General features: G+C 70.9%; 20 protein-coding genes. 11 read left to right on the top strand and 9 right to left on the bottom strand.

The window, feature by feature from the left end; genetic code table 11:
* Nucleotides 1-24: 24 nt before the first annotated feature.
* The gene (locus tag AB0E90_RS27540; RefSeq protein WP_360411620.1) at nucleotides 25-1,560 is read left to right on the top strand and encodes a leucyl aminopeptidase; all 1,536 of its coding nucleotides are present in this window, start codon (nucleotides 25-27) and stop codon (nucleotides 1,558-1,560) included.
* A 25-nt stretch (nucleotides 1,561-1,585) separates the two neighbouring features.
* Here AB0E90_RS27540 and AB0E90_RS27535 read toward each other — a convergent pair whose 3' ends face one another.
* Complete coding sequence (locus AB0E90_RS27535; RefSeq protein WP_360411617.1) at nucleotides 1,586-1,906, bottom strand: hypothetical protein; 321 nt, start codon at nucleotides 1,904-1,906, stop codon at nucleotides 1,586-1,588.
* A gap of 164 nt (nucleotides 1,907-2,070) precedes the next feature.
* Here AB0E90_RS27535 and lpdA point away from each other — a divergent pair, with 164 nt between their 5' ends.
* From lpdA to AB0E90_RS27505, 6 genes are all read left to right on the top strand, one after another.
* On the top strand, nucleotides 2,071-3,459 hold the full coding sequence (gene lpdA / locus AB0E90_RS27530; RefSeq protein WP_360411614.1) for a dihydrolipoyl dehydrogenase: 1,389 nt from the start codon (nucleotides 2,071-2,073) through the stop codon (nucleotides 3,457-3,459).
* 43 nt (nucleotides 3,460-3,502) lie between these two features.
* Nucleotides 3,503-5,302, top strand: a complete 1,800-nt coding sequence (sucB, locus tag AB0E90_RS27525; protein WP_360411612.1) for a 2-oxoglutarate dehydrogenase, E2 component, dihydrolipoamide succinyltransferase — start codon at nucleotides 3,503-3,505, stop codon at nucleotides 5,300-5,302.
* Between the two features lie 77 nt (nucleotides 5,303-5,379).
* Nucleotides 5,380-6,297 (top strand): TIGR01777 family oxidoreductase, encoded by a 918-nt coding sequence (locus tag AB0E90_RS27520; protein ID WP_360411609.1) that lies wholly within the window; start codon nucleotides 5,380-5,382, stop codon nucleotides 6,295-6,297.
* A 32-nt stretch (nucleotides 6,298-6,329) separates the two neighbouring features.
* Nucleotides 6,330-8,198, top strand: a complete 1,869-nt coding sequence (locus AB0E90_RS27515) for a DUF2079 domain-containing protein (RefSeq protein ID WP_360411606.1) — start codon at nucleotides 6,330-6,332, stop codon at nucleotides 8,196-8,198.
* Between the two features lie 23 nt (nucleotides 8,199-8,221).
* Nucleotides 8,222-8,857, top strand: coding sequence for a lipoyl(octanoyl) transferase LipB (lipB, locus tag AB0E90_RS27510; RefSeq protein WP_360411603.1), 636 nt, complete (start codon nucleotides 8,222-8,224; stop codon nucleotides 8,855-8,857).
* Entirely contained in the window at nucleotides 8,857-9,021 is a 165-nt protein-coding gene (locus tag AB0E90_RS27505) for a peptide ABC transporter substrate-binding protein (protein WP_360411600.1), read from the top strand. The genes lipB and AB0E90_RS27505 overlap by 1 nt, the downstream gene beginning before the upstream one ends.
* Here AB0E90_RS27505 and AB0E90_RS27500 read toward each other — a convergent pair.
* Together AB0E90_RS27500 and aspS are read right to left on the bottom strand one after the other, a co-directional pair.
* Complete coding sequence (locus AB0E90_RS27500) at nucleotides 8,999-10,210, bottom strand: PQQ-binding-like beta-propeller repeat protein (RefSeq protein WP_360411597.1); 1,212 nt, start codon at nucleotides 10,208-10,210, stop codon at nucleotides 8,999-9,001. The two genes, AB0E90_RS27505 and AB0E90_RS27500, sit on opposite strands and share 23 nt — an antisense overlap.
* A gap of 35 nt (nucleotides 10,211-10,245) precedes the next feature.
* Nucleotides 10,246-11,502: an aspartate--tRNA(Asn) ligase gene (aspS, locus tag AB0E90_RS27495; protein WP_360411594.1), complete on the bottom strand. Its 1,257-nt coding sequence runs from the start codon at nucleotides 11,500-11,502 to the stop codon at nucleotides 10,246-10,248.
* A 352-nt stretch (nucleotides 11,503-11,854) separates the two neighbouring features.
* Here aspS and lipA point away from each other — a divergent pair, with 352 nt between their 5' ends.
* Together lipA and AB0E90_RS27485 are read left to right on the top strand one after the other, a co-directional pair.
* The gene (gene lipA / locus AB0E90_RS27490) at nucleotides 11,855-12,778 is read left to right on the top strand and encodes a lipoyl synthase (protein WP_360411591.1); all 924 of its coding nucleotides are present in this window, start codon (nucleotides 11,855-11,857) and stop codon (nucleotides 12,776-12,778) included.
* A gap of 251 nt (nucleotides 12,779-13,029) precedes the next feature.
* Complete coding sequence (locus AB0E90_RS27485; protein WP_360411588.1) at nucleotides 13,030-14,082, top strand: hypothetical protein; 1,053 nt, start codon at nucleotides 13,030-13,032, stop codon at nucleotides 14,080-14,082.
* A gap of 123 nt (nucleotides 14,083-14,205) precedes the next feature.
* Here the strand turns inward: AB0E90_RS27485 and AB0E90_RS27480 are convergent, their stop codons facing one another.
* Both AB0E90_RS27480 and AB0E90_RS27475 read right to left on the bottom strand, forming a co-directional pair.
* Nucleotides 14,206-17,046: an AAA family ATPase gene (locus tag AB0E90_RS27480; protein WP_360411585.1), complete on the bottom strand. Its 2,841-nt coding sequence runs from the start codon at nucleotides 17,044-17,046 to the stop codon at nucleotides 14,206-14,208.
* Nucleotides 17,047-17,090: 44 nt separating this feature from the next.
* Nucleotides 17,091-17,267, bottom strand: a complete 177-nt coding sequence (locus AB0E90_RS27475) for a hypothetical protein (RefSeq protein WP_360411582.1) — start codon at nucleotides 17,265-17,267, stop codon at nucleotides 17,091-17,093.
* A 170-nt stretch (nucleotides 17,268-17,437) separates the two neighbouring features.
* Between AB0E90_RS27475 and AB0E90_RS27470 the strand changes: the two genes are divergently transcribed.
* Nucleotides 17,438-18,130: a DUF4191 domain-containing protein gene (locus AB0E90_RS27470; protein ID WP_360411579.1), complete on the top strand. Its 693-nt coding sequence runs from the start codon at nucleotides 17,438-17,440 to the stop codon at nucleotides 18,128-18,130.
* 81 nt (nucleotides 18,131-18,211) lie between these two features.
* Here AB0E90_RS27470 and AB0E90_RS27465 read toward each other — a convergent pair whose 3' ends face one another.
* Complete coding sequence (locus tag AB0E90_RS27465) at nucleotides 18,212-18,613, bottom strand: RDD family protein (RefSeq protein WP_360411576.1); 402 nt, start codon at nucleotides 18,611-18,613, stop codon at nucleotides 18,212-18,214.
* A 216-nt stretch (nucleotides 18,614-18,829) separates the two neighbouring features.
* Here AB0E90_RS27465 and glnA point away from each other — a divergent pair, with 216 nt between their 5' ends.
* Nucleotides 18,830-20,254: a type I glutamate--ammonia ligase gene (glnA, locus tag AB0E90_RS27460; RefSeq protein WP_360411573.1), complete on the top strand. Its 1,425-nt coding sequence runs from the start codon at nucleotides 18,830-18,832 to the stop codon at nucleotides 20,252-20,254.
* Nucleotides 20,255-20,335: 81 nt separating this feature from the next.
* On the opposite strand, the gene AB0E90_RS27455 is transcribed toward glnA, so the two are convergent.
* The 3 genes from AB0E90_RS27455 to AB0E90_RS27445 form a co-directional block, all read right to left on the bottom strand.
* On the bottom strand, nucleotides 20,336-21,538 hold the full coding sequence (locus AB0E90_RS27455) for a site-specific integrase (protein ID WP_360411570.1): 1,203 nt from the start codon (nucleotides 21,536-21,538) through the stop codon (nucleotides 20,336-20,338).
* Nucleotides 21,525-21,740: a helix-turn-helix domain-containing protein gene (locus tag AB0E90_RS27450; RefSeq protein WP_360411567.1), complete on the bottom strand. Its 216-nt coding sequence runs from the start codon at nucleotides 21,738-21,740 to the stop codon at nucleotides 21,525-21,527. The genes AB0E90_RS27455 and AB0E90_RS27450 overlap by 14 nt, the downstream gene beginning before the upstream one ends.
* A gap of 76 nt (nucleotides 21,741-21,816) precedes the next feature.
* A complete protein-coding gene (locus AB0E90_RS27445; RefSeq protein WP_360411564.1) occupies nucleotides 21,817-23,598 on the bottom strand; it encodes a replication initiator in 1,782 nt (593 codons plus the stop codon).
* Nucleotides 23,599-23,649: the final 51 nt, after the last annotated feature.

The raw sequence follows: 23,649 nt of genomic DNA, 5'->3' as shown, positions 1-23,649 counted from the left end.
GCCGGCCCGAAGTCCGGAGTGCATGTGAGCCAGCCCAGCCTCAGCCTGGTCGATTCCGACCCGGCCGAATTGGCCGTCGACGCCATCGTCATCGGCTTGCACAGCCAGCCCGACGACGGGGGCGCTCTGCTGCCGGCGGCCGGCGCCGAGAGCATCGCCGCCGCATTCGACGGCAAGCTGACCTCGACGCTGGCTCTGCTCGGCGCGAGCGGCGCGCCGGGCGAGGTGACCAAGCTGGCCACCCTCGGCACGATCGCGGCGCCACTGATCGTCGCGGTCGGCCTCGGCGACGAGCCGTCCGGTTCCGCCCCCGAGCCGGAAAAGCTGCGCCGCGGCACCGGCGCGGCGGTCCGCGCCCTCGCCGGCAGCGCGACGGTGGCCCTGGCGCTGCCGCTGCCCGACGACGAGGACGCGCCCGGCGTGCTGCGGGCCATCCTCGAGGGCGCGCTGCTCGGCGGCTACAAGTTCGCCGGCTACAAGACCAAGCCGCAGCCGAACCGCCGCGAGCCGGTGGCGGCGCTTCAGGTGCACGTGCCGGACGCGGCCGACGAGGCGGCCCGGGCCGAGGTGATCCGGGCCGGGGTGGTCGCCGGTTCGGTGCGGCTGGCCCGCGACTGGGTCAACATGCCGCCGAACGCGCTGCGCCCGCCGGAGTTCGCCGACCTCGTGGTCGGCGCCGCCCGGGAGGCCGGGCTCGAGGTCGAGGTGCTCGACTTCGACGAGCTGAAGGCCGGTGGCTACGGCGGCATCGTCGCGGTCGGCCAGGGCTCGGAGGCGCTGCCCCGGCTGGTGAAGCTCAGCTACACACCGGCCGGCGTCGAGTCACCGAAGCGGGTCGCGCTGGTCGGCAAGGGCATCACGTTCGACACCGGCGGCATCAGCATCAAGCCGGCTGCCGGCATGTGGGAGATGAAGTCGGACATGGCCGGCGCGGCCGCGGTCGGCGCGGCGATGCTCGCGGTGGCCGCCCTCAAGCCGGGCGTGGCGGTCAGCGGCTACCTCGCGATGGCGGAGAACATGCCGTCCGGCTCGGCCTACCGGCCCGGCGACGTGATCACCATGTTCAACGGCAAGCGGGTCGAGGTGTTCAACACCGACGCCGAGGGGCGCATGGTGCTCGGCGACGCGATCGCCCGGGCCTGCGCCGACGGCACCGACTACGTGCTCGAGGCGTCCACGCTGACCGGCGGGCAGGTGATCGCGCTGGGCAAGAAGATCGCCGGCCTGATGGGTTCGGAGCCGGCCACCGAGCTGATCCGCGCGGCCGGCGACAAGGTCGGCGAGCCGGCCTGGCCGATGCCGCTGCCCGACGAGGTCCGCAAGGGCATGGAGTCGGACATCGCCGACATCTGCCAGACCAACTCGAGCCTCGACCGCGCCGGGCACATGCTGCAGGGCGGCATCTTCCTGCGCGAGTTCGTGGCCGACGGCGTCGAGTGGGCGCACATCGACATCGCCGGGCCGGGCTACAACACCGGCGAGGCCAGTGGTTACCTGACCAAGGGCGGCACCGGGGTGCCGATCCGCACGCTCCTGCAGGCGATCGACGATCTGGCCTAGCCGCGGGCATCGCCCGGCGTAACCTTTACGCCGGGCGGTGCTTCTGCCGGGCGTTGAAGTCGCGCATCCGCTGCGGATAACCCAGCAGGCGTACGTCGTAGATCGGCACCGACAACCCGTGCGCCCAGCGGCGGGCGATCTCCGGCGACTCGATCCGCCGGCGGGTCCACTCGCCGTCGTGTGCCACGAGCAACACCGTGGTTTCGGTCACGGTCGTGCGCGGCTCGATGAACGCCTCGACGCCGCGACGGGAGTGGACGAACTCCGCCAAATACTCAAGATCGGCACGATCCACCGGCCGACCTGCCGGCCGACCCGGTTCTCTGCGCCGCCGAAACCAGGCCACCGCCCGCTCCTCACCGTCAATTGCGGCAAGGGTACGACGTGGCGGCACGCCGGTGGCCACCTGACTGCATCGATCGGTTCCATAAGTGACAAGATGGCTTGGACATACTGTGACCGTTTCCATTGTGTGACCCACATGGCGACGATGCGACCACTGGAGTCAACGTGAGCCAGCCGAACGGCGGAACCTTCGACATCGTCATCCTCGGCGCCGGCAGTGGTGGTTACGCGGCCGCTCTGCGCGCGGCCGAGCTCGACCTCTCCGTAGCGCTGATCGACAAGGCCGAGCTGGGCGGCACCTGCCTGCACCGCGGCTGCGTCCCGACGAAGGCGATGCTGCACGCCGCCGAGATCGCCGACCAGACCCGCGAGGCCGAGCAGTTCGGCATCAAGGCCGAGCTGCTGGGCATCGACATGGCGGCGGTCAACTCGTACAAGGACGGTGTCGTCTCCCGTCTGTACAAGGGCCTCCAGGGTCTGCTGAAAAACCCCAAGATCACCGTCGTGGCCGGCGAGGGCAAGCTGGTCGGCAAGGACACCGTCGAGGTCGCCGGCCGGCGTTACACCGGCCGCAACGTGATCCTCGCCAGCGGTTCCTACTCCCGCTCGCTGCCCGGCCTCGAGGTCGACGGCCGCCGGGTCCTCACCAGCGAGCACGCTCTCAAGCTCGACCGGGTGCCGACCTCGGCGATCGTGCTCGGCGGCGGCGTGATCGGCGTCGAGTTCGCCAGCGTGTGGAAGTCGCTGGGCGCCGACGTCACGATCATCGAGGCGCTGCCCCGGCTGGTCGCGCTCGAGGACGAGGACGTCTCGAAGCAGCTCGAGCGCGCGTTCCGCAAGCGGAAGATCAACTTCAAGGTCGGCAAGCCGTTCGAGAAGGTCGAGCAGAGCGACGGCGGGGTGAAGGTGACCATCGCCGGCGGCGAGACCGTCGAGGCCGAGATCCTGCTGGTCGCGGTCGGCCGTGGCCCGACGACCGCCAACCTCGGTTACGAGCAGCAGGGCGTCAAGATGGAGCGCGGCTTCGTGCTCACCAACGAGCGCCTGCACACCGGCGTCGGCAACATCTACGCGGTCGGCGACATCGTTCCCGGCCTCCAGCTCGCGCACCGCGGCTTCGCGCAGGGCATCTTCGTCGCCGAGGAGATCGCGGGCCTGCGCCCGGCGGTCATCGACGAGACCGGCATCCCCCGGGTCACCTACTGCGACCCGGAGATCGCCTCGATGGGCCTGACCGAGGCCAAGGCCGAGGAGAAGTACGGCGCCGACAAGGTCGAGTCGTACAACTACAACCTCGGCGGCAACGGCAAGAGCCAGATCCTCAAGACGCAGGGCTTCGTCAAGCTGGTGCGCGAGAAGGACGGCCCGGTTCTCGGCGTGCACATGATCGGCGCCCGGATGAGCGAGCAGGTCGGCGAGGCCCAGCTCATCTACAACTGGGAGGCCTTCCCGGAGGAGGTCGCTCAGCTGGTGCACGCTCACCCGACGCAGAACGAGGCCCTCGGCGAGGCGTTCCTCGCGCTGGCCGGCAAGCCCCTGCACTCGCACAGCTGATCAGCTTTTTTCACGAAGACGCGGTTAGAAGGAGTTCTGAGACATGCCGACATCGGTCACCATGCCGCGGCTGGGTGAGAGCGTCACCGAGGGCACCGTCACTCGCTGGCTCAAGCAGGAGGGCGAGCGAGTCGAGGCCGACGAGCCGTTGCTCGAGGTCTCCACGGACAAGGTCGACACGGAGATCCCGTCGCCGGCCGCGGGCGTGCTCACCCGCATCGTCGTCGGTGAGGACGAGACGGCCGACGTCGGCAGCGAGCTCGCTGTGATCTCCGGCGACGGCGAGGACGCGGGTTCTTCTGCGCCCGCCCCGGCCGCCGAGGCCGAGCCGGAGCCGGAGCCCGAGCCCGCCGCTCCCACCACTCCCTCCACCGAGAAGCCGGTGGAGGCGGAGGCTCCGGCCCCGCAGACCGCTTCGGCCTCGTCCGGCAGCGGCACCGAGGTGAAGATGCCGGCGCTCGGCGAGAGCGTCACCGAGGGCACCGTCACCCGCTGGCTCAAGCAGGTCGGCGAGACCATCGAGGTCGACGAGCCGCTGCTCGAGGTGTCCACCGACAAGGTCGACACCGAGATCCCGTCGCCGGTCGCCGGCACGGTTCTCGAGATCAAGGTGCCGGAGGACGAGACGGCCGATGTCGGCGCCGTGCTCGCGGTGATCGGTTCCGCGGACGCCGCCCCGGCGCCGCAGGCCGAAGCGCCCAAGCCGGCCCCGCAGGCGGAAGCCCCGAAGCAGGAAGCCCCCAAGCAGGAAGCCCCCAAGCAGGAGGCCCCGAAGCCGGCTCCGGCTCCGCAGGCCGAGGCTCCGAAGATCGAGTCGGCGCCGGCCCCGCAGATCGCGCAGTCCGCGCCGAGCCAGCCGGCCGCTCCGGCCGCCGAGTCGGTCCAGGCGAACGGCGCCGGCGACGCCGGTTACCTGACCCCGCTGGTGCGCAAGCTCGCCGCCGACAAGGGCGTGGACCTGTCCACCCTGACCGGCACCGGTGTGGGCGGCCGCATCCGCAAGCAGGACGTGCTCGACGCGGCCGAGGCCGCTGCGGCCGCCAAGGCTGCGCCTGCCCCCGCCGCTGCCGCCCCGGCGGCGCCGGCGAAGGCCCCGACCGCCAAGCCGTCGCCGAGCCCGCTGCGCGGCCGCACCGAGAAGCTGACCCGCACCCGGGCCACCATCGCCCGCCGCATGGTCGAGTCGCTGCAGGTCTCGGCTCAGCTCACCACGGTCGTCGAGGTCGACGTCACCAAGGTCGCCGAGCTGCGCAGCAAGGCCAAGGCCGACTTCCAGGCCAAGCACGGGGTGAAGCTCACCTTCAACCCGTTCTTCGCCCTGGCCGCGGTCGAGGCGCTGCAGCAGCACCCGGTGGTCAACTCGTCGATCGACCTCGAGGCCGGAACGGTCACCTACCACGACGGCGAGCACCTGGGCGTCGCGGTGGACACCCCGAAGGGCCTGATCGTCCCGGTGATCCGGGACGCCGGCGACCTCAACCTGGCCGGCCTGGCCAAGCGGATCGCCGACGTCGCCGACCGCACCCGCAACAACCGGATCGGTCCGGACGAGATCTCCGGCGGCACGTTCACGCTGACCAACACCGGCAGCCGGGGCGCGCTGTTCGACACCCCGATCATCAACCAGCCGCAGGTCGGCATCCTCGGCACCGGCGCGGTGGTCAAGCGCGCCGTGGTCGTCACCGACCCGAACCTGGGCGAAGTGATCGTGCCGCGCTCGATGGTCTACCTGGCCCTGAGCTACGACCACCGGATCGTGGACGGCGCCGACGCGGCCCGCTTCCTGGTGACCCTGAAGGAGCGCCTGGAGGGCGGCCAGTTCGAGTACGAGCTCGGCCTGTAAGGCTTTTCACGAGAAGGGGGCGCGGAAGCGCCCCCTTCTCGTTTTGAACAGGTTCGAATGCGGGCATCATGGGTGTCATGCGGATCCTCATGGCCGGCGCCTCCGGCTTTCTCGGCACGCGCCTGGCCGACCGGCTCTCCGGCAACGGATACGAGATCACCCGGCTGGTCCGGCACGGCTCCCCCGGGCCGGGCGAGGCCAGCTGGCAGCCGTCGCAGGGCCAGCTCGACCCGGCCGTGGTGGCCGGCGCCGACGCGGTGATCAACCTGTCCGGCGCGAACATCGGGGACAAGCGCTGGACCGCCCGCTACCGCAGCGTGCTGCGCTCGAGCCGGGTCGACCCGACCGGCACCCTCGCCCGCACCATCAAGAACCTGCCCGCCGAGGACCGCCCGCACACGATGCTGCAGGCTTCCGGCGTCGGCTGGTACGGCGACACCGGCGACACCCCGGCCACCGAGGAGACCGCGGCCGGCAAGACCTTCCTGGCCGACCTGTGCCGGGTCTGGGAGGCCGCCGCCCGCCCCGCTGAGGACGCCGGCACCCGGGTCGTGCCGCTGCGCACCGCGCCGATCGTCGACGCCGGAGGCGGGCTGCTCAAGCCGCTGCTGCTGCCGTTCAAGCTGGGCGCCGGCGCGAAACTCGGCGCCGGCCGGCAGTGGATGGCGTGGATCTCCCTCGCCGACTGGCTCGCCGCGGCCGCGCTCCTGCTCGAGCGGACGGACATCGCCGGCCCGGTCAACATGGTCAGCGGCGAGCAGTGCACCAACGCCGAGTTCACCCGGGCGCTGGCCACGGTGCTGCACCGGCCCGCGGTGCTCGCGCTGCCCGGCTTCGCGCTCGATCTGGCGCTCGGCGGCCTCGCCGAGGAGCTGCAGATCAGCGAGCGGGCGGTGCCGGCCGTGCTCCGGCGCGCCGGGTTCGAGTGGACCTATCCGGACATCGAGAGCGCTCTACGGGCCGCGATCGGGCAGGAAGCTGCCGCGCAAAGCTGATCGAGCGGCGTTCGCTTGCTAACCTGCGCGTGATGTCCGTCGCAGCCCCCACCCAAGAGTCCGAAGCCGACCAGCCGCCCCCGCCGCCCGCGACCACCCGGTCGATCGTCAAGCGGCTGCGCTTCCACGTGTTCGTCGCCGTGGCCGCGATCGGCATGGCTGTCTACGTCACCCACGGCCTGTGGCAACAGCCGTACACGAACGTCCTCGCCGACAACGTGGGCGACACCGCGTTCTTCGAATGGGTGCTGTCGTACGGCGTGCACCTGCTGCGCGACGGCGGTGATCCGTTCTTCACCACGCTGCTGAACACGCCGCTCGGCGTCAACCTGGCCGCGAACACGTCGGTGACCGTCTACGCGATCCTGCTCGCCCCGGTGACCGTGCTGGCCGGCCCGCAGGTGTCGTTCGTGACGGTCCTGACGCTCAACCTGGCCGGCTCCGCCTTCGCGTGGTACGTGTTCCTCAACCGCTGGCTCGCCCGCAACCGGCTCTCGGCGGCCATCGGCGGCCTGTTCTGCGGCTTCGCCCCGGGCTTCATCTCGCACGCGAACGGCCACCTGAACTGGACGTCCGGCTGGATCGCCCCGGTGGTGCTGTGGTGGCTGCTGAAACTGCGTGAGAAGGGCCGCTGGCTGCGCAACGGCGCGATCCTCGGCCTGCTGCTCGGCACCGCGTTCTCGCTCGCCGCCGAGGGCCTGTTCTTCACCGCCCTGACCGGCGCCGTCTTCGTGATCGCCTGGTCGATGTCGCGCACCACCTGGCCGGAGGCGCGGGCGGCGCTGCCCACCGTGCTGGCCGCCCTGGGCGTGACCGCGGTGGTGGCCGGCGCGATCCTGGCCTACCCGCTGTACATGCACTTCGCCGGCCCGCAGACGTTCAAGGGCACCGGCTTCAACCAGACGCACTACGCCGAGGACCTGGCGTCGTACTTCTCGTTCGCCCAGCGCAGCCTGGCCGCGAAGGCGGGCTTCGGCAGCGACCTGGCGCCCAACCCGACCGAGGCGACGTCGTTCTTCGGCCTGCCGCTGATGATCCTGGTCATCGCCTCGCTGATCATGCTGTACCGCCGGGCCGACAAGGGCCGCCGGGCGACGCTGCGCGCGCTGATCGTGGTCGGCCTGGTCTTCATGACCCTGTCGCTCGGCCCTCGGCTGCACTACATGGGCACCGAGACCGACATCCCGATGCCGTACGCGTTGCTCCAGAACCTGCCGCTGTTCGACTCGGCGCTCCCGCTGCGGTTCGCGCTGGTGCTGGTCGGGGTGATCGGGATCGTCCTGGCCCTGACCGCCGACGTGCTCCTCGACCGCGAGGCGGTGCCGCAGCCGGCGCAGACCGCGTTCGCCACGGCGTTCGTGTTCGCGCTGCTCCCGATCTTCCCGCTGCCGCTGCTCTACACCCAGCGGGCGCCCGAGCCGGCGTTCATCGCCAACCGCACCTGGGAGAAGTACGTTCCCGACGGCGGGACGCTGTCCGCGCTGCCGTTCGCGATCAACGTGGCCGCCGACGGGCAGCGCTGGCAGGCGTACAACATGGCTCGTGGGGGCCGGCAGTTCCGCATCCCCGACGGTTACTTCCTCGGCCCGTCCGAAGGCGGCGCCGAGGTGAAGGGTCGCATCGGCGCCGTCTGGCACAACACCGACTGGCTCTTCCTCCGGGCCGCGCTGTACGGCCACATCACCGAGGTGACCAACCGCGACCGGGCGAACGCGCGCAACGACTTCCAGTACTGGGGCATCGACGCGGTCTTCCTGCCGCAGACCATCACCGGCTCGGAGGGCATGCTCTATCACGCGGCGCTCGAGATCGTCGCGACCGACCTGCTCGGCGCCCCCGAGAAGGTGGACGACGTGCTGGTGTGGCGCATCCGCCAGGGAGTCGACCCGGTCAACCGGTAAGGACCGGGGCTAGGGTGGATGACGTGACAACCTCCACGCTCACCGTGTTGCGTTCCGGCCTGGTCGACTACCGCGACGCCTGGGACGAACAGCGCCGGCTGCACGACGCCGTGGTGGCGGGCACCTCGCCCGACACCGTCATGCTGCTGGAGCACCCCAGCGTCTTCACCGCCGGCAAGCGCACCGAGCCCGGCGACCGGCCGATGGACGGCACCCCGGTCGTCGACGTCGACCGCGGCGGCAAGATCACCTGGCACGGGCCGGGCCAGCTGGTCGGCTACCCGATCCTGCGCCTGCCCGACCCGATCGACGTGGTCGCCTACGTCCGGCGTACCGAGCAGATGTTGATCGATGTCTGTGCCGACTTCGGCGTCACGGCGGCCCGTTCGGACATCAAGGGCCGCAGCGGCGCCTGGGTCCTCGCCGACGAGCGCGGCCCCGACCGCAAGATCGCGGCGATCGGGATCCGGGTCGCGCGCGGCGTCACCCAGCACGGTTTCGCGCTGAACTGCGACTGCGACCTGACGGCGTACGACCGGTTCGTGCCCTGCGGCATCCGCGATGCCGGCGTCACCTCGCTCAGCGCCGAGCTGGGCCGCGAGGTGACCGTCGCCGAGGTGCTGCCGGTGCTCGAAAAGCACCTGCCTACTCTGCTCTGATGGCTCTCTACCGCGATCCGCGTGACAAGCGGGTGTTCGTGCCCAAGAAGGGCGGCGGGGTGGCGCTCAACTTCGGCCACCCCATCGCCTGGGCCATCCTGATCAGCATGACGATCGTCCCGCTGGCCATCGTCGTGGCGGTCACCATCGCCACGGTCCTCTGACCTTCCACACCGTCACCGTCTGGCCGCCGGTGGGGCAGGCCAGATAATCGCCCGCCGCGGTGCAGGAGCGGGTGCTGACGACCAGTGGCAGCACGCCGATGATCTCCCGGCTGACCAGGCCGGTCACCCAGGTGCGGTCCCGGTCGTTGCGCAGCAGCAGGTCGCCGACGGTGGCGCCGCGGCCGAACTCCTCGATGACCCGCCCGGTCGCCGGATCGAGCCGGGCCGCGGTGAGATCGATGCCGACCGCCATGCCGTCCGCGGAGATCGTCCGCCACCGCGGTCCGGTCCAGCGGATCCCGCCCGTTTTCGGGTCGACCGCGGTCACCCCGTGCCCCCCGGCGGCGCAGATCAGGGCGCCGCACACGCCGAGCACGTCCGGCTCGGCGATGCGCGCGTGCCACTGCAGGTGCAGATCGCGCAGCCGGTACGCGGCCAGGAAGATGTCGGTGTGCAGGTAGAGCGTGTCCCCGATGATCGTCTCGGACTGGCCGCCCTGCTCCCACTCGAACGGGTCGATGCCGATGTTGCGCGCGCCGGCCAGCACGTGACCGTCTTTCGCCGACAGCACCGACGGCAGGCCTTCCTGGTCGATGACCAGCACCATCCGGCGTGCCGCGTCCACGTCCAGCGCCATCGGCTGCGCCTCCCGCTCCCAGCGGTTGCGGCCGGTCGCGACGTCCGCCATCCGGACCATGCCCAGATCGCCGTAGACGATCCGGGCGCCGGCCAGGGCGGACACCGTGGAGTCCTCGGTGCTCCAGCGCGCCCGCCCGGTCATCGCGTCCAGGAACGTGACCGTGCCCTCCTTGCCGGGCCGCACCACCAGCGTCTTCCCGGTGTCGTCGAGCGTGAGGACCGGCTCGGTGGCCCGCACCGTGACGCTCCACCGCGGGCCGCCGGGCACGAGCGGCCGGGCCTCGACCACGCTGCGGGCGTCCTCCGGCGTCTCCGGGGCGAAGTCGGCGATGTGGGTGAGGTAGAGCGCGCTCGCGGTCAGCAGATGCGCCGTCACCGACACGCCGCCGGTGTCGGCGACCACGACCATCGCGTGGGACCGGGCCGGCGACGCCGCCCCGCCCACGAACAGCAGGAGCAGCGCCGCCAGCGCGGCCGGCTTGAGCAGCCGAATTTCCCGGCGCGGCCGCGGTCGGGCCGGGGCCGGGGTTGCATCGAGATCGATGAGCACCGGCACAGTCGACCGCATCCGGCGTCAAGACCCGGTTAAGGCGTGATGCGGTGCAGGTCGCGCGGGAACGCGGTCACCTCGCGCACGTTCGCGATCCCGAGCAGCCGGGCCACGAACCGTTCCAGGCCGATCGCCCAGCCACCGTGCGGCGGCATCCCGTACTTGAACCCGTCCAGGTAGCCCCGGTAGGGCTCGAGCGGTTCGCCGGCCGCGGTCAGGGCGGCGACGTAGTCCGCGTGCCGATGCAGCCGCTGTCCGCCGGTCACGATCTCCAAACCCCGGAAGAGCAGGTCGAAGCCGTTCGAGTACGCCGTGGAAGACGGGTCCGGGTGGGTGTAGAACGGCCGCTTGCGCATCGGGTAACCGGTCACGTAGAGGAACTCGGAGTCGTGCTCGCGCAGCGCCCACTCCCCCAGCGCCCGCTCGTGCGCCGGGGACAGGTCCTCCTCGCCCTCGGCCGCCCCGGCGATCCGCAGCGCCTCGGTGAACGAGACGGCCGGGATCTCCGGCAGCACCTTGGGGGTCGCCACCCGGGCACGGGCGGCGACGGTCGCCATCATCACCGACAGCGTGCGGGTCAGCGTCGCCATCACGTCGCGATGGTCGGTGATGAAACCCATCTCGGCGTCCAGCGAGGTGTATTGCGCCAGGTGGCGGGCGGTGTCGCTGGGCTCGGCGCGGAACACCGGGCCGACCTCGAAGACCCGCTCGAAGACCCCGACCATCAACTGTTTGTAGAGCTGCGGCGACTGCGCCAGGTAGGCGGGGCGTCCGAAATAGTCGATCGGGAACACGTTGGCGCCCGACTCGGTGGACGAGCCGACGATCTTGGGCGTCTGGATCTCGACGAAACGCTGCTCGCTCAACGCCGTACGAAAGCCTGCTGTTGCCGCGGCCGCGACCTTCAGGGCGGCGCGTCGCGCCGGGTGACGCAGCGCCAAGGCCGCGTGGTCCAGCTGGGTGGGCAGGCTTGCGCTCAGCGCCGGTCGATGCAGTGCGAACGGCAGGGGTACGTCGACCGCCGACAGCACCCGGATGCTCGGGCCGGTCAGCTCGACGCCGCCCGGGGCCTGCTCGTTGCGGGTGACGGTGGCGGTGACCTCGACGACGCTCTCCTCGGTGAGCGTCTCGAGGGCCTTTGCTTCCTTGACCACGACCTGGCTCAAGCCCTCGGCGTCCCGGACGATCAGGAACGCCACCGATTTGAGCAGGCGGCGGCGGTGGATCCAACCGGCAATGGTCACGGTCTCGCCGGCGTGCTGCGCCAGCTGGGTGGAGAGGATGCGTTGCATGGCTTTTCCTCCTCTGGGTCTGCAACGCGGCCCCAGGGAGGTGTGGGCGAGCGGGATCCTCGCGGTGCCACCACACCTTCACGCCCTTGCGGGCGCCTCTTGTCGTGCTCGGCTCGGGAGTGTCTTCACGCCCCGGCGCACGGGCCACCATCACAGCTCGGGGTGGCTCTCTCGGCCGGCGTATCGGAGCGTTACTCGGTTCCGTCACTGCCGTCTTCGGGACGTTAACAGCGCCTGTCTTTCGAGCGAAACCTATTTAGCGGTGTACGGGTGACAGCGGTCACACCAACCGTCACGTGAGCCTCGTCGCCCCTGTCTAGGCGGGGGCCTATTCAGGCGTAATCTCGGGGCTGTGACTATTGCTCCCGAGGGCCGCCGCCTGCTGCGCATCGAGGCGCGCAACGCCGAAACTCCCATCGAGCGCAAGCCTCCGTGGATCAAGGTCAAAGCCAAGATGGGCCCCGAGTACACCCAGATGCGGGGCCTGGTGCAGAAGGAAGGCCTCCACACGGTCTGCCAGGAAGCCGGCTGTCCCAACATCTATGAGTGCTGGGAAGACCGCGAGGCCACCTTCCTGATCGGCGGCGACCAGTGCACCCGCCGCTGCGACTTCTGCCAGATCGACACCGGCAAGCCGGCCGAGTTCGACGCCGACGAGCCCCGTCGCGTCGGCGAGTCGGTGGCCACGATGGGCCTGCGTTACGCGACGGTCACCGGCGTGGCCCGCGACGACCTGCCCGACGGCGGCGCCTGGCTCTACGCCGAGACGGTCCGCCAGATCCACAAGCTGCAGCCCGGCTGCGGCGTCGAGCTGCTGATCCCCGACTTCAACGCCGACCCGGTCCAGCTGGCCGAGGTCTTCGGCGCGGCGCCCGAGGTGCTCGCCCACAACGTGGAGACGGTCCCCCGCATCTTCAAGCGCATCCGTCCCGGCTTCCGCTACGACCGCTCCCTCGGCGTGATCACCCAGGCGCGCGCCGCCGGCCTGGTCACCAAGAGCAACCTGATCCTCGGCATGGGCGAGGAGCGCGCCGAGATCTCCCAGGCGCTGCGCGATCTCCACGGCGCCGGCTGCGAGCTGATCACCATCACGCAGTACCTTCGCCCGACGCCGCGGCACCACCCGGTCGAGCGCTGGGTGAAGCCGGAGGAGTTCGTCGAGCTGCGCGAGGAGGCCGAGCAGATCGGCTTCGCCGGCGTGATGAGCGGCCCGCTGGTGCGTTCGTCGTACCGGGCCGGTCGTCTCTACCGCCAGGCACTCGAAGCCCGCGGCTGACCTGGTTCGCCTTTCCCGATGCCCTGGCCGTCCGACGGCCGGGGCATCGTCGTGTCCGGCCCCTCTGGTATCCGGCTTTTCGGGCCATTGGCGATGACCATTTATCCTGCCTAATCTTGATCAGTCGGGACAATTCGTTCCGGCGGGGAGACGCAGACCCGGGCCGAGCTCCACTCGGTCACCCTCGAACGGCCCGGTGAGTCAGTGGTGAGACCGCCCCCAAGCGACCGAGTTTCTTGGGGGCCCCGGCCGTGCGTCGGTTCTTGCTCGTCCTGTCCGGCATAGCCACCTCCGTGGCCATTGCCACCGCCCCGGCCGCGGCCGCCGCCCCTTTTGTCTCGGCCACCGCCGCCTCCGTCTCCGCCACCACCGGTTGTGTTTCGGCTGCCGCTGCCACCTACCGCCACTCCTTCGACGGCGCGGCCGGCACCGCGACGATCACCGCGACCCGGGCGCTCTGCTCCGGTCAGAGCCAGACGTTCTCGCTGGTCTCGTACACGACGGGTGCTCCGGGCACCGCGTCCGGCCAGTTCATCTACGAGACCGCCCGCGGCACGATCACCGCGACGAACCGGAGCGTGACCCTCAAGGCCGCCGTCCCCTCCTGCTACACCCAGGTGGAAGCGTTCTTCGGCGCCACGTTCCAGACCGAGTCGACCAGCGGCAGCCCGCTCTACGGCAGTGCCAAGCTCGGCTCCGCCACCGGCGCCGGCGCCCGCTCGAAGGGCCCACTCGCGTGGTACGCCGGCGGCTCCACCGCCTGCACCGCCCGCCCGGCGGTCAGCTTCACCAACGCCTGCGACGGCACCTTCACGGCCCAGCTGTCGAACAGCGGCGGCACCCCCGCCGTGTTCGTGACCGGCTCCCGCCGGATCCGCATCTACCCCGGCTCGACCACCACCCTCCACCCGGCCAAGGGCAGCACGCTGACGATCCGCGACAGCAGCTTCACGACCTACATCGCGAGCTGGCGCGCCCCCGCCGAAGGCTGCACGACGACCCCGACCGCGTCCCCTACGACCGCGACCCCGCTGCCGGCCTCGACCGCGACCACAACCGCCACGCCGACCGCCACCGCGACGTCGTCCTCGCCGTCCCCATCGGCGTCGTCCAGCACCTACGAAACCGCCGCCCCGGCCTTCTCCACCAGCCCGGCGGCGCTGGCCCCCGCCACTTCGTCGGACACCACCGCGGGCGGCATGAGCCTCACCAGCTTCATCGCCATCGTCATGGGCCTGCTGATGATCGGCACCGGCATAGCCGCCATCACCTGGCTGATCCGCACGAACCGCCGCTTCGCCTGACCCCGCACGCCACCGGCACCGCCAGCCATCGCTCAGCGCACAGCCGGCGGCACGCCGCGGGCCAGCCGCCCGGCGCAGCCGCGCCCTGCCGCCCGGCGCGGGCATGCCGCCCGGCGCGGCTGCTCAGGTGAGCAGGCCGAGCCGGTGGGCGACGGCGGCCGCCTCGCCGCGGTTGGTCACCTCCAGCTTGGCGATGATGCGGGAGACGTGGACGCTGGCCGTCTTGGGCGAGATGTAGAGACTGGCCGCGATCCGGCTGTTGCTCTGTCCCTCGGCGACCAGCCGCAGGACCTCCCGTTCCCGGGCGGTGAGCACCGCGGTGCCGGGAACCGACGGCGTCGGCGCCCGCACGCCGAGCCGCCGGCCCAGCGTGTCGGCGGCCGCCAGCAGCGGCCCGGCGCCCAGCTCGTCAGCAATCGCGCTGACCTCGCCGAGCGTCTCGGCCGCGGCCCCCCGATCGGCCGCCTGCGCCTCCGCCAGCCCGAGCAGCGCGCCGGCCAGCTCGAACCGGTGGCCGTCGGCCCGCCACGCCTCGACCGCGGCCCGCCACCGCTCTTCCCCACCCTCGAGGACCGCCCGGACGTGGGCCGCGTAGCCGAGCTCGGCCGGCGACCGGCAGGGCAGCCGCGCGGCCACCGCGGCGACCGCCGCCGCCAGCTCGGTGTCCCCCGCCGCCGTCGCGGCCCGCGCCGCCGAGCTCAGCAGCGGCCACGAATAGCGCGGCTGCTCGAAGACGGACGGCTCGGCGATGGCCGGCCGGGCGACCTCGACCGCCGCGGCGGTGTCTCCCGAGCCGAGCGCCTGCAGGATCCGCAGGTCGAGAACGTAGAGCCGATTTTCCGCCTGCAGGTAGGGCTTGCCCAACCACATCGTGGCCTGGCGCACCAGCGGCTCGGCCCCGTCCAGCCCGCGGGCCAGTCGCAGCCAGGCCCGCTGCCGCACCCACGGCAGGGCCATCCGGCCGGGCGGGTCGTGCCGGGCGGCCTCGGCGAGCCGGGCGTCGGCCTCGTCCCACCGCCCGAGCGCGATCAGCGCCTCGGCGTGGTTGGCCAGCAGGAACACGCCGGTGGTGCGGCTGACCCCGACCCGGTCGGCGTGCGGCACCCCCTCGGCGGCCGCGGCGGCGGACTCCTCGTAACGGCCCAGCGCATACAGCACGTCGGAGATGGTCACCAACGACTTGGTCAGGCTGGACAGGTCGCCGGCCTCGCGGGCGCGCTCGGCCGCCGCGTACAAAATCGGCATCGCCTCGCCCGGCGACGTCCGCCCGGCGCACACCTCGCCGTGGGCCACCTCGGCCGCCACCGTGGTGGCCAGATCGGTCTCGGCCGCGGACGCGGCCATCGCCTCCTGCGCGACCCGGGCGGCCTGCTCCGGGTCGGTGCTCGAAAGGACGTGCGCGAGGTCGGCCAGCAGACGCACCCGGTCGGACCCGGCCGGCGCGAGCCCGAGCAGCCGGTAGGACTCCGCGCACTCCGCCGCTCCGTCGCTCTTGCCGGTGTTGCGCAGCAGCTTGGCCCGGCGCAGCAGCAGCCGCGCGGCCCGCAGGGGCGAGGCCTGCGCATCGAGGTCGCCAAGCGCCGCCCGGGTCAGCGTCAGCGCGCGGTGGTGCTCGCCGGAGTCGATCGCGGCGAGCGCCGCCTCCTCCAGCAGGTCGAGGTGCTCGATGCCCAGCAGGGACTCGGGCTGCGGCACGTCCTCCCACAGCTCGAGGACCCGGTCGAGCAGGCGGGCCTGCTCCCCGTACGCGAAAGTGCGGCCGGCGGCGTCGGCAGCGAGCTTGGCCGCGAGCAGTGCCCGCGGATGATCGCGGGCCGCGTGCCAGTGATGGGCCAGCTCGGCGGGCGCGCGGCCGGCCGGCACCAGCTGCGGCTCCGCCTCGAGCGCCTGCGCGTAGCGCGCGTGCAGCCGGGCGTGCTCGCCGGGCAGCAGGTCGTCGTGCACGGCCTCGCGGACCAGCGCGTGCCGGAACTCGTAACCCCCGTCGGGGTCGAACACGACCAGCTGGGCGGTGACGATGGTGCGCAGCGCCGACTCGAGCGCGCCCTCGTCGATGCCGGCGACCCGGGCGAGGAGCTCGTGCCCGAACTGGGTGCCACCGACCGCGGCCACCCGCAGCACCCGCTGGGCCGGCTCGGGCAGCAGGTCGACCCGGGCCAGCAACAGGTCGCGCAGGCTGGTCGGGATGTCGGAGCAGGCCGGGTCGGCGGCCGAGGAGAGCTGCTCGATGAAGAACGGGTTGCCTTGGGCGCGCTCGTTGACCACGTCGACCAGCACCGCCCCCGCCTCCGCGCCGAGGAGCTGGGTGAGCAGCTCGGCGGTGCCGTCGCGGTCGAGCCGGTCGAGCTCGTGGCGCTGCACCCCGCGGACGCGATCGAGCTCGGCCAGGAACGGCCGCAACGGATGCCCCCGGTGCAGCTCGTCGGTGCGGTAGGTGCCGATGATCAGCAACTGCGGTGCCCGGGCGCTGCGCACCAGGTAACCGATCAGGTCGCGGGTGGCCCGGTCGGCCCAGTGCAGATCCTCGATGACCAGGACGATCGGCTGGTCGGCGCCGACCCGCTCGAGCAGCGCGCCGACCGACTCGAAGAGCAGGCCGCGGCGCGCGTCGCCGGGCTCGGACGGCGGCCCCAGCTCGGGCAGCAGCCGGGCGAACTCCCGCTCCCGCCCGTCGAGGACGGCCGTGCCCTCGGCACGCACCAGCTCGCGCAGGGCGGCGGCGAACGGCGCGAACGGCAGCCCCTCCTCGCCGAGCTCGAGGCACTGGCCGGTGAGCACCCGCACCGGCTCCCCGGCGAGGGCGCGGCGGAACTCCTCCACGAGCCGGGTCTTGCCGACCCCCGCCTCGCCGCCCACCAGCACGGTGGACGGCTCGGCGCTGCGGGCCCGTTTCAGCGCGTCACGCAGCAGGTCGAGGTCGGCCTCGCGGCCCACCAGAACCTCGCTGTGCAGGTGCGCTGTCATGGCGTCGAGCATGCCATGGGGGTACGACAGGAATCGGCCCCCGTTCATATGGCGGCAGCCGCCCGGGCGACGGCCTCCCGGCGCCCCGGGCGTCGCCACCGGGCCAGACGCGGCCGGCGCAGGGACCGGGCCAGCTGGTACTCAGCGGCCTCCTGAATCAGCTCGGCCACGTGCTGGCGGTGCAGGTCGAGCCGGAAGTACGGGTCGGACATGGGAAACATCTCGAGCACCTTTCGACACATCATTCGCTGATGTCATCGACTCTTCGCTCGAAGGCACCCCGGCCACATGGGGCACGCTCCCCATTCTGACCGCCGTACCCTCCTTACCCGGGCTCCGGCCCGGTGCCCGGCCCGCGTAAGGCACCGCCGTCCCACTACACTTCCGAGTTATGGCAAACCCCCAGGAGAAGGTGTCGTTCGGCGAGCGCCTGAAGCAGATCGGCCAGGTGTTCTCGTTCACGGCAAAGCAGGACAAGTGGTTCATTCCGCTGCTCACCGCCGCGGTTCTGATCCCGGTCGCGCTCACCGTGCTCGTCGTTCTCCTGATCGGCGGTTACATCTGGATCCCGGTCGGCCTCATGGTCACCCTGCTGGCCGCCGTGATCGTGCTCAACCTGCGCTCCAACGCCGCGATGATGAACGCGGCCGAGGGCCAGCCCGGCGCCGCCGCCTCGCTGATCGAAAACATGCGCGGCGACTGGCGGGTCCGCCCCGCGGCCGTCTCGACGACCCAGTTCGACATGGTGCACGTGGTGATCGGCCGGCCCGGCGTGGTCCTGCTCGGCGAGGGCAACACCCAGCGCGTCCGCGGCCTGCTCGGCGGCGAGAAGAAGCGCCTGTCGAAGGTGATCGGCAACGCCCCGCTCTACGACTTCGTGATCGGCACCGAAGAGGGCCAGCTCAACATCCGCAAGCTGCGCACCACGCTGATGCGCCTGCCGCGCAACCTCACCGGCAAAGACGTCAACGCCCTCGACAAGCGCCTCGGCGCCCTGATGGCCCGCCCGCAGATGCCGAAGGGCGCGATCCCGAAGAACATGCGGCCTTCGAAAGGCGCGTTCCGCCAGCAGCGTCAGCGCTGACCACCGAAAAACCCATTCCAGACGTACGCGGCAGGCACCGTTCCATCCCGATCAGGATCGCCCCTGCCTCGGAGCAACCGCTCAACGCTTGCCGGCTGAGACCATGACCGACCGGGCGGCCCGATCGTGCAGGCCGCGACCGTCCCCATCGGAGATCATCGCGGGGATGAACAGCGCGAGCAGCACAGCGCGTACGAAGGCCCGGGGAATCCCGACGGCGCCACCGTCCACGACGGAGACGCAGCGGATCCGCGCGAGGGCCATCCCCACCGTCTGTCCGAAGAGGCCGACGAAGAACACGTGCACCAGCACGAAGACGCCGAGCTGCGGCCACGCGTCGGTGCGCAGGTCATCGACCAGGAAACTGGCGACCAGCGTGGCGGCCGCCCAGTCGATCAGCAGCGCGAGGACCCGGCGCCCGAACGAGGCCACCTCGGTCTGCGCCAGATCGAGCGCCACCGGCTTGTCGCTGGTCGTTGCCATGCCGTCAGCGTAACCGGGCCGGTTTGCCCGACCGGGAGCGCCGCCGCCGACATCGCGATAACCTCGCGTGAGTCACGGCTTGTTCTCCGGCTCCGTAACACGACGGAAACAATAGGGATACGCCTGAGCAACTCCGTAGCAATAGCGTCGCCAGCAGCCTAGCCACGCGGCGGATCCACGCCGCCCCGGTATCGAAATCCTGTGCCAGGAGGACGTGTGTTCGCCAATCCCGAGGAACTCCTGCGATACCTCAAAGACGAGGACGTCAAGTTCGTCGACGTACGATTCTGTGACCTGCCCGGTGTGATGCAGCACTTCAACACCCCGGTCGAATCGTTCGACGACAGTGTCGTCACCGACGGCCTCGCCTTCGACGGATCCTCGATCCGCGGTTTCCAGGCCATCCACGAGTCCGACATGATGCTGCTGCCGGACGTCACCACCGCCTTCATCGACCCGTTCCGGGCGCAGAAGACGCTGGCGCTGAACTTCTTCATCCACGACCCGTTCACCCGCGAGGCGTACTCGCGTGACCCGCGCAACGTGGCGAAGAAGGCCGAGACCTACCTCGCGTCCAGCGGCATCGCCGACACGGCGTACTTCGGCGCCGAGGCGGAGTTCTACATCTTCGACTCGATCCGCCACTCCACCGCCGCCAACCAGGCCTTCTACTACATCGACTCGATCGAGGGCGCCTGGAACTCCGGCAAGGAGGAGGAGGGTGGCAACCGCGGCTACAAGACCGCCTACAAGGGTGGCTACTTCCCGGTCTCGCCGCTCGACCACTACTCCGACCTGCGCGACTCGATGGTCCGCCGGCTGATCGACACCGGCTTCACCGTCGAGCGCTCGCACCACGAGGTCGGCACCGCCGGCCAGGCCGAGATCAACTACAAGTTCTCGACCCTGCTGCACGCCGGCGACCAGATGCAGCTGTTCAAGTACATCATCAAGAACACCGCCTGGGAGCACGGCAAGACGGCGACGTTCATGCCCAAGCCGCTCTTCGGCGACAACGGCTCCGGCATGCACACCCACCAGAGCCTGTGGCTCGGCGGCGAACCGCTGTTCTACGACGAGACCGGTTACGCCGGCCTGTCCGACATGGCCCGCTGGTACATCGGCGGCCTGCTGCACCACGCGCCTTCGCTGCTCGCGTTCACCAACCCGACCGTCAACTCCTACCGGCGCCTGGTGCCCGGCTACGAGGCCCCGGTCAACCTGGTCTACTCGCAGCGCAACCGCTCGGCCTGCACCCGCATCCCGGTGACGGGAAGCAACCCGAAGGCCAAGCGCATCGAGTTCCGCGTGCCGGACCCGTCGTCGAACCCGTACCTGGCGTTCTCGGCCCAGATGATGGCCGGCCTCGACGGCATCAAGAACAAGATCGAGCCCCCGGCCCCGATCGACAAGGACCTGTACGACCTGCCCCCGGAGGAGTGGGGCAGCGTCAAGCAGGTCCCCGGCTCCCTCGACGCCGTCCTCAACTCCCTCGAGGCCGACAACGAGTTCCTCACGGCCGGCGGCGTCTTCACCCCCGACCTGATCGAGACCTGGATCGACTACAAGCGCGTGAACGAGATCGACCCGGTCCGCCTGCGCCCGACCCCGCACGAGTTCGAGATGTACTACAACGTCTGACCCCTCGCAGTGCCCTGACCAGCACGTTTACCCGCTGATTTGATCTTGGGCACAACCTGGGCACAACGTAGGAAGCGGCGGTCATGCTCGGCTCCCAGCCGACGTGGCCGCCGTTTCGCGTACGCCGAGAGCGCCGTCGACCAGCGCGCGGGTGCGGTCCAGCACGTCCGGCCACTCGTGGACGTACTGGTTAAGCGTGATCGTCGGCGTGGAGTGACCGAGTGCGAGCTGCACGGTCTTGACGCTTGCCCCGGCGTGGATCAGCAGCGTCGCGTAGTAGTGCCGCAGGCCGTGGAATCCCCAGCGCGGCGGCAGCCCGACCTTGGTGCGGACCGGCGTCCAGGTGCGGGAGAAGGTAGAGGCGTTGACCGGCTCGCCGTTCGCACCTCTAAACACCAGATGGGCCGGCCGCCGCGTCGGTCGCCGCAAGTCGGTGTCGTCATCCACCTCCACCGGCCCCGGGGCGTCTTGTAGATGCGCGCGCAGGGCGGACGCCACCACCTCGGGTAGCTCAACCGTGCGCGCGCTCGTCTTGGTCTTCGGCTGTCCGAGGTACGGGGGGCGCCCCTTGTGCATCTTCAGCTGCCGCCGCACTCCCAGCTCGGCCCGCTCGAAATCGATGTCATCGACTTCCAGGCCCAGCACCTCACCCAGCCGCAGACCGCACCCGGCAGCCACGTACACCGCCGCCGAGAGGCGGGACGGCATCAACGCGGCGAGCCGATGCACCTGCTCAGGCGACGGGATCACCCGCGTCCCCCGGTCGATGCCGGGTAGGCGGATATCAATGCACGGTGTCCTCGCAATGAGCCGGTCACGCACCGCCGAGGCAAAGATGGCGTTGAGGTAGCCGTACACGACCCGCAGCGTCGTCGGTGCGAGCACCCGGCTCCGGTCCTTCACCCACGCCTGCACTTTGCTGGGCCGGACCTGCCCGACCTGCATCTGCCCGAGGCTGGGCACGATGTGCAGCCGGATCGCGTGCTCGACCCGGATGGCCGTGCTGTCGATGTGTAGCTGGTCCGCTCGCCACCGGTCGGCGAGGGCCGCAACCGTGATCTGCCCGTCCCGGTCGTCGATGTACTGGCCCCGGCTCAGGTCGGCTCGCACGTTGGCGTCGTAGCGGTCGGCGTCGGCCTTCCGCTCGAAAAGTCGCTCTCGCCCGTTGCCCAGGTTGTCTACCCAGCGGACCCGCCAGCGCTTCCCCCGGCCGTGCTTCTTGGATGGCAGGCGAGCGCCGTCAGGCCCCCGCTTCACCAGGTACCAGAGGTCATCGACGGCCATCGTCGGAACCTCCCTGGAGAGCAAGCCAAGTCAGCACCCCAGCGGGGTCGTACCTGAGGTGGCGACCAACCTTGAAGGCTGGCGGCCCGCTGCGGTGATGCCGCCACTGGTAAAGCGTTGCGACCGGCACCTGGAGGAAGGCAGCGACGTCGTCAACCGTCCAGAGTCGTTCGACAGCAGTCGCACCTACATGCGCTGTCATGCGTAGTGCCCCAATCCGTGGATGTGCCTAGGTTTCTCAGCGAGCCGTCAAGGCGGCCTTGACGGTTGACGACCGTTCACGCGGCCAGGGTCTGTAGGGCTTCCCTGGCGCTCTCGGCGTGTTCTCGGGCCATCGCGGCGGAGGTGTTGGCGAGCATGGCGTCGGCCGGCGTCTGCCAGCCTGCGCCGACGAATTGGAGGAAGTTGACGACCAGCGTGGTCGGCTCCACGGCCGGTTCGGCCTGCTCGGGTCCGCCGGTTTGGGCGCGGCGGAAGGTGACGCGTTGGTCGCGGAGCATGGCGAAGGTGATGCTGTAGCGGCGGGATTTGGTCAGGAAGTGGCCGCCGAAGCCGAGCATGTGTGCCCACCGGCGGAGCCGGAAGTACGGGCTTGCCGGTGGCCCTGGCGGGGTGCGGCGGGCCGCATCCTCGGTGGCGACCTGCTCGGCCGCACAGGTGGGGCAGATCCGGTAGCGGGTGCAGCCACCGCAGTCCGGGTCGGTGCGCAGGGGGCCGAACGGGTCGGCCGGGGCAGGTTCGGCCCGCCGCTTGGCCGCCAGTGGGGCCGGCGGTTCGGGGTTTGCGCGGAAGTTGCCGAGTCGCCAGCAGGCGTCGATGAGTCGTTCGGTGTGGGTGCCGTCCGGGTCGGCGTACAGGGTGACGGTGTCGTCGGTGAGCCGGTTGGACGCGTGCCCGGTGATCTCGGTGGACTTGGTGGCGTACTTGGCGAGGTACGCGGCGACCTGGGCGTCGGTGACCTGCCCGTCGGCGGCGACGGTGATCACTTTGGTGAGGACCTGAGCGCCCCAGCTGATCGGCCACCCCTCCCGGTTGGCGGGATGCGGGTCGGTGGTGAAGCTGACGGTGCTGGCGGCGTGGTCGACGGCGGCGACGAGGTCGGCGGCGTCCAGTTCGGGCGGGGGTGCCGTGATGGCGTCCGGGTCGTCGGGGTGGTAGCCGTCGAGGCGGACGATGGCGTGGAAGTGCACGACGCCGCGTCGTTGCATCTCGGCGGCTTTGCCGAACGACAGCCGCAGGGGGCAGACCCACCGGGTCCGGGCTTTGCCGTTCTTGTCGTAGGTGGTGACGGGTACGTCGGTGACGCCGCGTTGTTTGGCGACGCGTCGGATGTACCGGTTGATGGCGATGCTGGTGCGCCGCCACAGTTCCCCGGCCGTCACGTTCCACACGGCCTGCGCGTCGTAGTCGTAGCAGTCGCGGCACAGCGGGGTGCCGAGGTTGTGGTCGGTTTCGGCGTGCCGGGCGAAGCAGACCAGCCGTACCCCGTGCGGGCAGGTGGTGAGGTCGCGGCGGGCGTGGCACGGTTCCGGGCGGCAGTCGCAGTCGGTGCGTCGGGTGCAGGTGTGCCGGTGGACGACCCGGGTGTGGACCTGGCCGAACGAGGGTGCGGTGAAGGTGGGGAACACTGCCGGGTGCCGGGCTACCTGCTCGGTGACGCCTTTGCCGCCGACCAGCCCGGACCGTACGACGTGGTAGGCGTCGCGCTTGTACCGGTCGGAGCAGGCCGGACACACGCTCTCGCGCCGGTTGCCGCAGGGCTTGTAGATGACCCCGTCCGGCAGGTCCGCCGTGTGCCGCTCGGACAGGATGCGGCCGGTCGCTGTGTCGATGGTGGCGATGCTTCCGGCCAGCCGGACCGGCCGCGTGCACGCGGAGGCGGTTTTGACGTGGGTTAGCCAGGCTTCGTAGTCGGGTCGGGTGGCGCGGGAGATGGCCTGCTTGTTGAGGTCGGTGGAGCGTCGCCACCAGTCGGGGACGGTGACCGGCTCGGCGCACGCCGCCGTACCCGGACCCGTGAAGGTGGGTTCGGGTGCGGCGGGCAGCGTCGAGAGGGTCACGCGGCGACGCCCCCGGAGAGGGCGGCGGCGAGGCGCTGGCCGATCCATTGG

It is taken from the genome of Actinoplanes sp. NPDC026619 (assembly GCF_040638295.1).
Taxonomy (GTDB): domain Bacteria; phylum Actinomycetota; class Actinomycetes; order Mycobacteriales; family Micromonosporaceae; genus Actinoplanes.
Note: the sequence above shows the minus strand (reverse complement) of the source record. Positions and strands in the feature narration are given on the sequence as shown.